Annotated in this window: 13 protein-coding genes; 9 read left to right on the top strand and 4 right to left on the bottom strand. The window is 61.8% G+C overall.

Annotated elements, in window-relative coordinates:
- The first annotated feature begins 314 nt into the window (after positions 1-314).
- The gene (locus AC1D0I_RS25080; protein WP_477398484.1) at positions 315-1742 is read left to right on the top strand and encodes a hypothetical protein; all 1428 of its coding nucleotides are present in this window, start codon (positions 315-317) and stop codon (positions 1740-1742) included.
- A gap of 102 nt (positions 1743-1844) precedes the next feature.
- Here AC1D0I_RS25080 and AC1D0I_RS25075 read toward each other — a convergent pair whose 3' ends face one another.
- Genes AC1D0I_RS25075 through AC1D0I_RS25060 form a run of 4 tightly spaced genes read right to left on the bottom strand, consistent with a single transcriptional unit; the run spans position 1845 to position 3985 of the window.
- Positions 1845-2018 carry a hypothetical protein gene (locus tag AC1D0I_RS25075; RefSeq protein ID WP_167458684.1) on the bottom strand — a complete coding sequence of 58 codons (174 nt, stop codon included), beginning with the start codon at positions 2016-2018 and terminating at the stop codon, positions 1845-1847.
- A gap of 32 nt (positions 2019-2050) precedes the next feature.
- Positions 2051-3178: a WD40 repeat domain-containing protein gene (locus AC1D0I_RS25070; protein ID WP_477398482.1), complete on the bottom strand. Its 1128-nt coding sequence runs from the start codon at positions 3176-3178 to the stop codon at positions 2051-2053.
- A 13-nt stretch (positions 3179-3191) separates the two neighbouring features.
- The gene (locus AC1D0I_RS25065) at positions 3192-3515 is read right to left on the bottom strand and encodes a hypothetical protein (protein WP_477398480.1); all 324 of its coding nucleotides are present in this window, start codon (positions 3513-3515) and stop codon (positions 3192-3194) included.
- On the bottom strand, positions 3512-3985 hold the full coding sequence (locus AC1D0I_RS25060; protein WP_095081070.1) for a hypothetical protein: 474 nt from the start codon (positions 3983-3985) through the stop codon (positions 3512-3514). The genes AC1D0I_RS25065 and AC1D0I_RS25060 overlap by 4 nt, the downstream gene beginning before the upstream one ends.
- A gap of 555 nt (positions 3986-4540) precedes the next feature.
- On the opposite strand from AC1D0I_RS25060, the gene AC1D0I_RS25055 reads away from it, so the two are divergent.
- The 8 genes from AC1D0I_RS25055 (at position 4541) to AC1D0I_RS25020 (ending at position 13524) form a co-directional block, all read left to right on the top strand.
- Complete coding sequence (locus tag AC1D0I_RS25055; protein ID WP_202351141.1) at positions 4541-6214, top strand: aromatic/alkene/methane monooxygenase hydroxylase/oxygenase subunit alpha; 1674 nt, start codon at positions 4541-4543, stop codon at positions 6212-6214.
- 56 nt (positions 6215-6270) lie between these two features.
- Entirely contained in the window at positions 6271-7332 is a 1062-nt protein-coding gene (locus tag AC1D0I_RS25050) for an NADH:ubiquinone reductase (Na(+)-transporting) subunit F (protein ID WP_095080695.1), read from the top strand.
- Between the two features lie 47 nt (positions 7333-7379).
- Positions 7380-8438: an aromatic/alkene monooxygenase hydroxylase subunit beta gene (locus AC1D0I_RS25045; RefSeq protein ID WP_095080697.1), complete on the top strand. Its 1059-nt coding sequence runs from the start codon at positions 7380-7382 to the stop codon at positions 8436-8438.
- Positions 8439-8454: 16 nt separating this feature from the next.
- Positions 8455-8826 carry an MmoB/DmpM family protein gene (locus tag AC1D0I_RS25040; protein WP_095080699.1) on the top strand — a complete coding sequence of 124 codons (372 nt, stop codon included), beginning with the start codon at positions 8455-8457 and terminating at the stop codon, positions 8824-8826.
- A gap of 74 nt (positions 8827-8900) precedes the next feature.
- Positions 8901-9923 (top strand): amidohydrolase family protein, encoded by a 1023-nt coding sequence (locus tag AC1D0I_RS25035; protein ID WP_477398478.1) that lies wholly within the window; start codon positions 8901-8903, stop codon positions 9921-9923.
- A 5-nt stretch (positions 9924-9928) separates the two neighbouring features.
- The gene (locus AC1D0I_RS25030) at positions 9929-10726 is read left to right on the top strand and encodes an iron-sulfur cluster assembly protein (protein WP_477398476.1); all 798 of its coding nucleotides are present in this window, start codon (positions 9929-9931) and stop codon (positions 10724-10726) included.
- Positions 10727-10803: 77 nt separating this feature from the next.
- A complete protein-coding gene (gene groEL, locus AC1D0I_RS25025) occupies positions 10804-12435 on the top strand; it encodes a chaperonin GroEL (RefSeq protein WP_477398474.1) in 1632 nt (543 codons plus the stop codon).
- Positions 12436-12480: 45 nt separating this feature from the next.
- Positions 12481-13524, top strand: coding sequence for an NAD(P)-dependent alcohol dehydrogenase (locus tag AC1D0I_RS25020; RefSeq protein WP_095080707.1), 1044 nt, complete (start codon positions 12481-12483; stop codon positions 13522-13524).
- Positions 13525-13580: the final 56 nt, after the last annotated feature.

Raw genomic sequence — 13580 nt, 5'->3', positions numbered from 1 at the left:
CCGACCTGCTGGTCACCCCTCGCTCGAAACGAAAAGGCAGTCTTTTCATATCCTCTGATCTGCCGCCGTGCATTTTACAACGCAGCAGCCGTGACCGGGACATTCAGCTATTCAACCTTTAAGCGTACGCCGGACGGACGATGACGCTTTGGTACCTACCGCAGGGAGTTCCCGCACGTCCCGCAGATACGGGTCTCAGGCTACGTCCTTTGGCTCTCTTGCCCGGGATATCCATCTGCCGAAAGATGGGCGGTCGGACAGCTTCCTGCGTCCGGACAGTCCAGGGCCAAACCAAGCGGGAGGCTCGAACAACAATGCAGGTCTCTTTGGTCGGGCTGCTGGTGTGCGCGGCGATTTTGGCCGTTGCCCGCTATTCCAAGGGAATGCTGATCATCGGGCTGATCGCGTCCCAGGCGTTCGGTGCGACCGCCATCGTGACGCTTACCTTTCTAGGAGGGTCGTCCCCACTGATCTACACCATGTTTGCGGCCCTGCTCGTCATGGCCGTGACAGTCAGGCGTCGCATCTGGTTCGATCTTGGAAGTGTATTCGGGAGCATCCGCCCGGTCTGGGTTCTCACGAGCCTCATGGCTTACGCAATCATCGGGGCATGGCTGTTTCCAAGATTCTTCGCGGGACAGACCGCCGTCTTCGTGCAGTCGAAAACCCGAGGCGCTGTCGTAGAAGCGTCCTTGGCCCCGGTTTCGGCCAACACCTCACAGACGGGCTACTTCATTCTTGGCGGGCTCACCGCCATCGCGCTTTGTGTGCTGCTGCTCCACTCCCAAAGGATCGACCAAGTCCGCCGCGGCTTCTTCTTGTGGTGCGGTCTGCACACGGGCATGGGGCTGGTCGATTTTATCGGCAAGAATGCAGGATTGGGAGACTTGCTGGCCCCGATCAGAACCGCCAATTACGCACTCATAACGGAAGCGGTCGAGCAAGGATTCGTGCGGATCACGGGACCTTTTGCGGAGGCCTCTTCGTTCGCCAGCGTTTCCCTCGCCTGCCTGGCATTCTGCTACACCTACTGGCGAAAGACCAAGTCACGCCTTGCCCAGTCGCTGGCGGGCATCCTGCTCTTCCTGACCATTCTGTCGACTTCATCGACCGCCTACGTCGGTCTTACTCTCCTGTGCCTTCCGGTCGCCTTCTCGATGTTGGTTTCAGTCCTCAGGGGGCGGGTTGAGCGCGAGGACATAATGGTAACCGCTCTGATGGCGATTGGCGTGGTCGCCATCATGGGCATCAGCCTCTACCATTCCGGAGCCTTGGAGCCTTTCGTCAGGCTGATCAACAGCACCATCATCAACAAAGCGGATTCTGCCTCAGGCCATGAGCGCACCTATTGGAACGTCAAGAGCCTGCAGTCCTTCCTGGACACCAGCGGCCTTGGTGTCGGTTTCGGCAGTTCCAGGGCATCGAGCTGGCCGATCGCAGTTCTTTCCCAACTTGGCCTGTTCGGATCGCTGATGATGGCGATCCTGCTCGGCGTCCTGGTCAGCGGATTGGGACGGATGCGGGAATGGGTGGACCCGGAAACCGAAGCGGTCGTGACGAGTGTCAGGAATGCTTCCCTCGCCGGTATAATTGCCAGCTCACTGTCGGGTGGCAGCGCCGATCCAGGCATCCTCTTCTTCATCGCACTTGCCGTGGTTTGCGCCACGAAGGTCCATGCTCGACGTACGTTGACTGCGTTTGAGCGAACCGCCTGGCATCAGACAGCGGCAGAGGCAGCATGAATGGTCTCGCCGTCTGGCACGGTGTAACCATGGAGTAGCAACGGCGGCGACTCCGCTCGACGGGATCGCCTCGTCACCTGAGGAACGGACAGTCCCGCCAGCCTAGTTGGTCTTCAGCTTGCCGACCCGGTTTTCGGCGATCCAGCGGGCGGCCAGCACAAGCGCGCCCATGCTGAAATCCTTGCCATGCCTGGCGACCATCTCCTCCGACAGTTTGGCCAGCCGTTCGAAGAATTCGTCCTTGCTCTCGTCCTCGGCGGTGAGTTCGGTCTGCATGTCATTCTCCTGTTTCATGTGGACTGCGTCCGCTATTTGAACATCTGCGCGGGAAAGGTGACGATCGCCGCGGTGCCGTCGACGGTGCCCATCGCCAGATGCCGCCCGTCGCCGGACCAGGCGAGAGCGGTGACAGCGCTGCCCAGGGGCCTGACGAGAAGCTCGTCGCGTGACCCGATCTGGGCGACGATGATACGGCCGTTGGCGTAACCCGCGGCAATCAGCTTCTTCTCGGGGTGCGCCGCCACCGCTTCGACCAGAACCAGCCCGGCGCGACCCGTCTCCAATGCGCCCGAGGTTTCGCCGCCAAATGGTGGGGCGGTCATCGACCAGCCGGCGATCCGGAACGCGCCCGAGGCAAACAGCGCATTTGCCGGCGCGCTCCAGCACACCGTCCGAACGGGCGATGGAAATCCGGCGACGATATCGGCTCGGCCATCGGCCAGGCTGATCAGCGCAAAGCCGCCGGTCTCCAGCCCGCAGGCCAACCAACGCCCGTCGCCGCTCCAGCGGATCGATACCGGGCGCGATGAAAGAGAAATGTCTCGTATCAAGGCAGCGTCGCCTTCGACCGACCAGATCGACAGCCCCTCATCAAGGCCGCAGGCGACGTGTCTCCCACCAGGCGAGAACGCAAGGGCGTCGATGGACGATGTCGTGGCATGTTTCAGCTTCACCGCATCGCCTTGGCCGCTCGACAGGAAGACATCCTTTCCATTGCTGACGGCCGTCAGCGTCCCCCGGGCGCTGTAATCCATGGCCACGATCGGCCCGTCGATCTTGACGAGGGGTTCCGCGACCTCTCCGCCAGCGGTCAAAGGCAACGCTTCGCCGCTGGCCGCGCCGACCAGAAAGCCGGAATCCGCATGGGCGGCGAGCGGGACGTCGCCATCGCTGAATGCCGCCGTGGCGATCAATGGCACTGATGGCTTTTCCCGGGGGCGGATCGTCGTCTGGCCGAGATCGTTGCTCACCCTGATCCGCGACTCCGGCGGCTCGTGATCCGCGACCGCGGCAATGGCGACGGTTCCGTCGACGGAGGTGAAGGCGACAGCCGAACCGTCGGCGCTGAAACGCAGATCGGCGATCGCCGACGGCCGCTGCCAGCTGCGGGCCAGAAGGTCGAACAAGGTCAGGTTCTGCATCGTCTGCTGGTTCATGCCATCTCTCCCGTCAGTTCTCGTTCGCTGTTGCGGCAAGCCGGCGATCAACGTCCTCGATGTCGCCTTCGGCCGCGACGATGCGGTCCTCGCAAGCCGTGCATGCCTGCATGATCGCCGCAGCACTTCGCTCTGCCTCATGCAAATCCTGCACCAGTTGCGCGTTGGCGCCGCTTCTGCCGATTTCCAGTTCCAGGCGCAGTACGTCCATTTCGATGCCGGCGCGTTTCTGGTTGAGCCGCATCGCTTCGGCGGTGAGGGCGGAGACGCTGGCGACGAGATCAAGCCGGCGGGCAAGCAGCGCGTCACGCCTGGCAGTATCGGGTCCGCCGGTCATTTCTCGCTCCCCAAAGGCCCGGGTGGCTTTTCGAAAGCCGACAGCAATTTCGGCAACGTGCCGGCCTGCGAATGGAACTGTTTTTCGGCCGTCTCGATGTGACTCTTGAGCTGGTCCCAGATATCGACGCGGATCATCGATGTCGTGTCGCCGGTCAGCCGCTCGATCTCGTCGACGCGGAACTGGCGTGTCAGCGAAACGCCGGAAAACACGAAGTCGCGCAGCAGGATCGCATGGTTTTCGATGAACAGATGGATCATCGGATGCGTCTCCGTGGTGACGCCGCCGGCGGCAAGCTCGGCCCGGATGAAGTCTTGGAAATGGCTCTGCAGGCGGTGCTGGCTCTCGCCCATGAAGCGCATGACAAAGACCAGATCGCGGGGCATCAGCTTGACAAGATCGCCGGTGACGCCGTCGGCATGGCTGGACATCGGTCGAGGCGGCCCGCTCCTATCCTTATCGTTCGGCATGGTCTCTCTCCAGCGCCAGGCCCGCACATGGGCCGTTGGCATCAAATAGTAGAGAAAGACGAAGAATTAAATAGTGACCTGAGCTTTTTGGTATTTGTTGCAGCTGCTAACTAGATATATTGCAGTTGCGAATATATGATTAATATTACAGTCGTAAGTTACATCTGTAAAATAACGTTACAGTTTGCTGTCCGCTCATACGCCGAAAAGATGGCGATCTTGTTTTAGGCGCTGGCCGCCGACCTCGTTTTCAAACTGGCACGACGCTTGCTTTGATTATTTTCACAAGAAGCCCATCGCGCTCGTCGTGGTGCCAAAAGAACGAAGGAACGGAGGAAGCAGCGTTTCGATACGCCCATCGCAAATGCGGTTGGCGTCGCGGGTCTCTGCCAAAACGCCTCGAAAACCTTTGCCGCGATCCACTTGAATGGCCGGACCATGAGTCGCGCCTGAATGCGCAACCCTTTGTCGTGCCGTTCGCACTCTCACTGGCGGTGCTTTGTGCCGCTTCATGCCGGGGTCAAGGGACCCGCGGCCCAAACCTGGTGGAGGCTTATGACCATGACGTCTCTGACGCTCAACAAGATTACCTCGCAACGCGGAATTTCCGTCGGCGAGGCGACCAAGAAGATTGCCGATCTCGGCTGGAATCCTTCCTACGTGCAGGAAGCGATGACATTTCCGACCGACTACAAGATCAACAAGACGCCGCGCGATCCGATGAAGCAGGTCCTGCGGTCCTACTTCCCGATGCAGGAAGAGAAGGACAACCGCGTCTATGGCGCGCTCGATGCGGCATTGCGCGGCGACATGTTCCGCAACGTCGAACCGCGCTGGGTCGAGTGGATGAAGCTCTTCCTGGCCATCATTCCGTTCCCGGAAATCTCCGCCGCCCGCTCGATGGCGATGGTCGCCCGTATCGCACCCGGCGAGGAACTCAGAACCGGCTTCACCATGCAGATGATCGACGAGTTCCGTCACTCGACCATCCAGATGAACCTGAAGAAATGGTACATGGAGAACTACATCGATCCGGCCGGCTTCGACATCACCGAGGAAGCCTTCGGAAAGTGCTATGCCACCACCATCGGCCGCCAGTTCGCCGAAGGCTTCATCACCGGCGACACGATGACCGCCGCCTGCATGTACCTGACCGTGGTGGCCGAAACCGCCTTCACCAACACGCTGTTCGTTGCCATGCCTTCGGAAGCCGCCCGCAACGGTGACTATGCGCTGCCGACCGTCTTCCTGTCGGTGCAATCGGACGAGAGCCGGCATATCGGCAACGGCCATTCGCTGCTGATGGCGGCGCTCAAGGAACCGGAAAACCACCTGCTGCTCGAGCGCGACCTGCGCTACGCCTTCTGGCAGAACCACGCGATCGTCGATGCCGCCATCGGCACCTTCATCGAATACGGCACCACCAACCGCGACAAGAACAAGGAGTCTTACGCGGAAATGTGGCACCGCTGGATCTATGAGGACTACTACCGCACCTACATGCTGCCGCTCGAGAAATACGGCATCAAGGTCCATCACGACGACGTCCAGGCCGCCTGGGAACGCATCACCAAGAAGAACTACGTCCACAAGGTCGGGCAGTTCTTCGCGGTCGGCTGGCCGGTCAATTTCTGGCGCATCGAAGCCCAGACCGACAAGGACTTCGAGTGGTTCGAGCACAAATATCCCGGCTGGTACGCCGAGTTCGGCGACTTCTGGAAATGGTACGCCAAGCTCAGCCACAAGGGCGAGAAGGTGCTGCTGTTCAACAGCGACGTCGGCTACGTCTATCCGCACCGCTGCTGGTCCTGCCTCGTTCCCTGCCTGATCCGCGAGGACATGGTGGTCGGCGAGATCAACGGCGAACTCTACACCTTCGCACACGAGCTCGATCGCTGGACCGCCACGGTCGCCTTCGCCGACGAGTATCAGGGCCGTCCGACACCCGCGATGGGCCGCTTCAGCGGCAAGCGCGAGTGGGAGACGCTCTATGACGGCTGGGATCTGGCCGATGCCATCAAGGACCTGAACTTCGTCCGCTCCGACGGCAAGACGCTGGTTCCGCAGCCGCATCTGCGCTTCGACGACAAGGAGATGTGGACGCTCGACGATGTGCGCGGCAACACRCTCGGGTCGCCGCTCAACGCGCTGCGTGCCATGTCGCCCGCGGACCGTGAGAAGCACCTGGCGGAATACCGGGCCGGCTTCACGATCAATCCCTGCAACTGATCAGGCCAAAGGGGGGGGCGGGTTCGTCCCGCCCCTACCTTTCACTGGAGGTCCGTATGTCGGAAACCCACACGGTCAGGCTCAGCCCAGTCGACGTCGAATTCGAGGTCGAGAATGGCGAGACGGTGCTCAACGCCGCATTCCGCCAGGGCATCGCCCTGCCGCACGGCTGCAAGGAAGGGCAATGCTCGGCCTGCAAAAGCGTGTTGCTCGAAGGCGAGGTCGACATGCTGAAATACTCGACCTTCGCACTGAACGACATGGAGAAGGAGAGCGGGCACGTCCTGTTGTGCCGTTGCATCGCCTACTCCGACCTGGAAGTCGAGCTTCTCAACTACGACGAGGAGATTCTGGCGAAAGCGATCGCCGTGAAAACGTACAAGGGCCGGATTGCTCGCATCGAGCAGCTGACCCACGACATTCGCGGCATCGAAATCGAACTCGGCTCCCCGATGAAGTTTTGGGCGGGGCAATATGTCGACATCACGGTTACCACGCAAAAAGGGGAGACGATTACGCGCTCGTTCTCCATGGCAAATACGCCGGACCAAACCCAAAAACTCTCCTTCATCATCAAAAAATACCCTGAGGGAAAGTTTTCGGGAGAACTCGATTCCGGAGGCATCAGGGCCGGAGCCGAAGTCACCGTCGTCGGACCCTACGGAACCTGTTTCCGCCGCGACGAACGGCAAGGACCCTTGATCCTGGTCGGCGCCGGATCGGGCATGTCGCCGATCTGGTCGATCCTCAACGACCACCTGAAGAGCGGCGAGAAGCGTCCGGTCTATTTCTTCTACGGCGCCCGCACCCGCAACGACCTGTTCTATCTCGACAGGATCGCCGAGCTGGTCGGCAATCATTCCGACGTCACCTTCATTCCCGTGCTGTCGCACGCGAACGACGACGCCGAATGGCAGGGCGAACGCGGCTTCGTGCACCAAAGCGTCGACGCCAAGCTCAAGCAACTGGCGGTCGACGGGCAGGGCGATGTCCATGCCTGCGGCCCGCCGCCAATGATCGATGCGCTGCAGCCGGTCCTGTTCATGAACGGGTTCGAAACGGAGCGGATCTTCTTCGACAAGTTCACCACATCGGCAGGCGCAACGCCGGCCCATTGAGGGCGGCCGTGCCAAGCCAACCACAACTGCAACAAGGGAGAGAGACTATGCCTGCAACCTCGAGTTCAGTCGGATCCGGAGCCGCCGGCGCGGCGATCTTCGCCGATTCAGATAGCCGGAAATACCGGTATTTCGACCCGAAAGGCCAGCGCGCCACCCACTACGAGGACATGACGGTCGACGTTCAGCCTGATCCGGAGCGCTACCTGATCCAGGACTGGATCATCTCCTTCGCCGACGGCAAGGGCGCCTATGTCAAGCAGAACACCGCCGCGCAGAGTTCCAACTGGCATGCCTTCCGCGCCCCCGACCAGGAATGGGAGCGCACGCACTACCAGCGCCAGTCGAAGATCGAGACGATGGTGCAGAGCGTCATCAACAATGCCCGCAAATCGGGCGCCCCGAAGACCTTCGACAAGGCCTGGGTCAAGATCCTGCAGACGCAGCTCGGCGCCTGGAAACACGCCGAATTCGGGCTCGGCACCTCGCTGATGCAGGCGCAGCGCTACGGCTACACCCAGATGATCAACAACGCGACGCTGACCAACTCGTCCTACAAGCTCAGGCTTGCCCAGGACATCACGCTCTACCTTGCCGAGATCGGCATGGACCTTCCCGGCTGGGACGACGAACTCGGCAAGAAGGCCTGGCTCGAGGACAAGAACTGGCAGGGCACGCGCGAAGCGGTCGAGACCATCATGGGCGCGACCGACTATCTCGAACAGTATTTCGCCATCAACATCGTCTTCGAGCCGCTGGTGGGCGAAGTGTTCCGCTCCGGCTTCCTGATGCAGATCGCCGCCGCCAACCACGACTTCATCACCCCGGCGGTGATTTCGGCCGCCGAGGCCGACTACGAGCGCAACCTCGCCAACACGATCGACCTCATCCACATGCTCGCCAACGACGAGAAGCATGGCGCGGCGAACAAGAAACTCTTCCAGGGCTGGGTCAAGAAACACGGCGCGCTCGCCGACAAGGCAGCCACCGGCCTGCAGCCGATCTGGTCGATGCCGCATTCCAAGCCGGTTGCGTTCGCGGATGTCCGCGCCAAATCCGAGGAGCGGATTGGCCAGATCCTCGGCGAACTCGGCCTCAAGCGCTGAAACAGGAGAACTTGTCATGTCACTAGCAGCACGCGACGCAACCCATTCCAACATCTTCAAGTCGATGAAGGACATCACCTTCGAGCAGACGATTTCGCATCAGTGCGGCGTCACCATGAACGACTCGGTCGAGGCTCGCGCCATCGCCGAATTCATGGGCCAGAAGCCGGGGGTGACCATCACCTACCAGCCGGCGCTGATCCGCATCGACGGCGACGGCAAGCTGATCTTCAAGATGGACGCGATCGGCGAATATCTCGGCCGCGAGATTTCGGCCGAGACCTTCGAGGTCAACACCTCCACCCACTACGGCCGCATGGTTCGCGTCGACGACAACACCGTGATCCTGTTCGGCAACATGGACGAGATGTTCGAATACATCGAATAGCCGCCACGAAAATCCGGCGCGCCGCGCGAGTGCGGCGCGCCGAACCGATCAACGCGATTGCTGCGGAGGCAACAATGTACAGGACACCGGAAGGCAAGGACATTTTCGTGGTCGACGGCCACACTCATTTCTGGGACGGCAGCCCGGAGAACCAGAAGAATATCCACGGCAAGCAGTTCATCGAGTGCTTCTATGCCTATCACACGGGCTTGAGCCCGAAGGACCAGCTGTGGGAGAAGAGCAAGTTCGAGAAGTACAGCGCCGACGATCTCTATCGCGACCTGTTCATCGACGGTCCCGACGATGTGGCGATCGTCCAGTCGACCTATCTCAAGGACTTCTACAAGAACGGCTTCAACACGATCGAGCGCAACGCCGAGGTGGCCAAGCGCTATCCCGAGCGTTTCATCGTCAACGGCGCCTTCGATCCGCGCGACGGCGAGAAGGCGCTTGAATACATCCACTTCCTCAAGGAGACCTACAACGTCAAGGGCGTGAAGATGTACACGGCCGAATGGAACGGCGCTTCCAAGGGCTGGAAGCTCACCGATCCCGATGCCTACAAATGCTTCGAACTCTGCGACAAGCTCGGCATCAGGAACATCCACGTCCACAAGGGCCCGACGATCATCCCGCTCTCGAAGGACGCCTTCGACGTCCATGACGTCGACCACGCGGCGACGGATTTCCAGAACCTCAACTGGATTGTCGAGCATTGCGGCCTGCCGCGCCTCGACGATTTCTGCTGGATCGCGACGCAGGAAACCAACGTCTATGGCGGCTTGGCGGTTGCGTTGCCGTTCATCCATGCGCGCCCGCGCTATTTCGGCGAAGTCATTGCCGAGCTCTTGTTCTGGCTCGGGCCGGAGAAAATCCTGTTCGGTTCCGACTACGCGATCTGGACGCCGCGCTGGCTGGTCGACAAATTCTGGGCCTATCAGATCCCGCAGGACATCGCCGCCGAACGGGGCGTGCAGCTGACCGACGAGATCAAGGAGAAGATCCTCGGCCTCAACGCCGCGCGTCTTTACAACATCGATATCGAAGCCAAGAAGAAGGCGCTGGCCAGCACGCCCTTCAGCATCGCTGCGGAGTAGGAGCCATGGCAACCGCCAGCGTTTCCGCCAGCCGCGAGAAGGAACTCTGGCGGCGCCTTGATGAGGTCAACGACCCGGAACTCGACGAAGCCATCACCGAGATGGGCTTCGTCGAGCGGGCAGAGGTGATGGGCGACGGCAGTGCCGAGGTCGACTTCCGCCTGCCGACCTACTGGTGTTCGCCCAACTTCGCGTTCCTGATGCTGGACGGCGTTCGCAAGGCGCTCGACCAGCTCTCCTGGGGGCCTTCCTATCGCGTCAAGCTGCACGACCACATGTTCGCGGAGGAGGTCAATCGCGGCATGGAAGCCGGCAAGACATTCGGCGACATCTTTGCCGTGCTTGCCGAGGATCAGGATCTTGGCGGCTTGCGCGAGACCTTCAGGATGAAGGCGTTCAAGCGGCGCCAGGAGGCGGTTTTGCGCGGCCTGCGGCAGCACGGTCTGACCGATCGGGAAATCCTCGGCATGGACCTGCCGGGATACGACGTCGCGCGGTTCGAGCCCGGCGAGGCGGCCAAGCAGAAGCCGAGATACAGGGCGGCTCTGCTCGAGCGGTTCCCCGATCGCCGGACGGACGATCCCGTCTTCGTGACCTGGGAAGGGCAGCCCATACCGCCTGGCGCACTCGGTGCTCATCTCGCCGAGCTGCGCGGTGTGCGCATCAACATGGAGTTCAACGGCGCGCTGTGCCGGGGGCTCAAGCAGACGAGATACAAGGAACTGGATGTGGTCGACGGCGAACCGACGCTGGTCGATTTCATTCTGGATCGCGTGCCGGCCAGGACCGCACCGACCGCCTGAAGCAGAGCTGACAGCAACGGCCTCCCTCGCACGAGGCCCCCAACCAACAACCCGCCCGTAAGGCGGAAGGAGGAATCATGCCCAAGATAATGCTTCACAATTCCGAGGCCCGCCGTGCTCTCGCCCGTGGCGTCTTCCGGCTCGCCGCCGCCGTGGAGCCGACGCTCGGCCCCAAAGGCATGAACGCCATGATCGACCGGCCGATCGGCACGCCGATGGTGACCCGCGACGGTGTCAGCATCGCCTCCGAGATCGAACTGCACGACCGTTTCGAAAACATGGGCGCGCAGGTCGTCCGCGAGGTGTCGATGCAGACCAACGAGATCGCCGGCGACGGCACCACGACGGCCATCGTTCTGGCCAATGCACTGATCCAGGGCGGCGTCGAGGCGAATGAGCGCGGGGTGAAATCCGTCGATCTGTGCAGGGGTATCGACCTTGCCGTGGCGGCGGTGGTGGCGGCGCTCAAGGCTTCCGCCAAACCGGCCAAGGGCAACGGCATCCTGGCCTCGGTCGCCAATATCGCGGCGACCAACACCAAGCTTGGCGCGCTGGTGGCGGAAGCCCATCAGCGGGTGGGCGCCGAAGGCGTCATTACCACCGATTTCAGCGTCACCACCGAGACCACGCTCGATGTCGTCGAGGGCATGTCCTTCGAACGCGGCTACCTCTCGCATCACATGGTGACCGACCAGGAGAAGATGGAGGCGGTGCTCGAACGGCCCTACATCCTGATGACCGACCTCAAGATCAAGGAGCCCGGGCAGCTCGATGCGGTGCGCCGCATTGCCGACGCGGATGGCCGGCCGCTGCTGGTCGTGTCCGAGGAAATGTCGCCGGAAGTGGTGGTGACGCTGCTCGGCAAGCAGGGACCGGGACGGTACCTCGTCGTCCATCCGCCGGAATATGGCCATTGGCGCAAGGCGATGATGGAGGATCTGGCCATCATCACCGGCGGCAGGGTGATCGCCCGCGATCTCGGCGGCCGGCTCGAGGACGTCACCGCCGAGGATCTCGGGACGGCCGACCGGGTGAAGACCAGTTCGTCCTACACCTCGATCATTCGCGGCGGCGGCGACCCCGGCGCAATTGCTTCGCGCCGCGCCCAGGTGCAGCGTCAGTATGAAGCCTCCCAGCCCAACATCGACCAGGACAAGCTGCGCGAACGCCTGGCCAAGCTCTCCGGCGGCACCGCGATCCTTTACGCCGGCGGTGTCACGCCGGTCGAGCAGAAGCGGACCATCCAGCTGATCGAGGATTCCTTGAATGCGGTGCGCGCCGCGTCCGAGGAGGGCGTCGTCGCCGGCGGTGGTTCGGCGCTCGCGCAGATCGCGCCGTTGCTCGACAAGGTCGCGATCGGCGTCGATGGCGATGTCGCCGAGGGCGTGCGCCTAGTGCGCTCGGTCCTGTCGCGGCCGCTGTGGCGCATCGCCGCCAATGCCGGCGCCGATCCCGAAGCGGTGGTGGTCGAGGTCACCCGCATCAATGGCGGCTATGGCTACAACGCCTCGACCGGCGCGTATCAGAACATGTTCGAGGCAGGCATCATCGATCCGGTCCGCGTCACCTACACCGCGCTCGCCAACGCTGCTTCCGTGGCGACGCTGATCCTGACCACCGAAACGCTGATTGGCGATCTCGCCGAGGATGAGGATCCGACGGCCGGACCGGCGCGTGGCGGCGGCTCGGAAAAACTCGGCCGCGCCTGAAGCAACATTGCAACGCAACGATTTCGACGTTGAAAGGACACGACGATGAAAGCTGCCAGACTCTACGAATACGACCCGAAGATGAATGTTCGGCTCAAGATCGAGGAGGTCAAGGCGCCGACGATCACCGCGCCCGACGAGGTGATCGTGCGGGTCGGCGCCGCGGGCCTTTGCCGCACCGATTTGCATATCATCGAAGGGGTGTGGAAGCCAACGATGGACCCTGAAGGCACGCTGTTGCCCTATATCATGGGTCACGAAAATGCCGGCTGGGTCGAGGAGGTCGGCAGCGGCGTCCGATCGGTCAAGCGCGGCGACGCGGTGATCTGCCACCCCTTCCGCTCATGCGGCATCTGCCTCAACTGCCGCCATGGCGAGGACATGTACTGCGACAACGGCCAGTTCCCCGGCCTTGGCATGAATGGTGGCTTCGCCGAATATTTCATCACCAGCGAACGCTCGCTGATCAAGCTGAATGCCAACATCACGCCGATTGAGGTGGCGCCGCTGGCCGATGCCGGCATCACCGCCTACCGCGCCGCCAAGCGCGCCGCAAAACTGCTGCGGCCGGGGAGTTACTGCGTGCTCCTCGGCATAGGCGGGCTTGGCCATATCGCTCTGCAATCGCTGCACGCGATTTCGGGTTGCCGCATCATCGCCGTCGATCGCGAACCTGCAGCGCGGGTGCTGGCCAAGGACCTTGGCGCCGACTTCGTCCTCGATGGCGGCCCAAACATTGTCGAGGAAGTCAGCCAGATCACCGGCGGCGGCGCGCATGTGGTGATCGATTTCGTCGGTGAACTCGGTGTCGAGAACATCTGCTGGAAGATGGTGCGCAAGGGCGGGCAACTGTTCGTCGTCGGCTATGGCGGCAACATCAACGTACCGACCGCGCATCTCGTCATCGAGGAGATCAACATCGGCGGCAGCCTGGTCGGCAATTTCACCGAGCTTGTCGAACTGATGGAGCTCAACGCCGACGGCAAGGTGAAAATGCACTACACCGAATACAATCTCGCCAGCATCAACACAGCGCTCGACGATTTCAAGAACCGCCGATTCACCGGCCGTGGTGTCATCGTTCCCTGAAGGCGATTTCGGTCGCCGAACTTTCCCCGACCCGCGGCGCGAATGCCGCGGGTTTT

This window comes from Mesorhizobium sp. P2_D1 (genome assembly GCF_056404455.1).
Note: the sequence above shows the minus strand (reverse complement) of the source record. Positions and strands in the feature narration are given on the sequence as shown.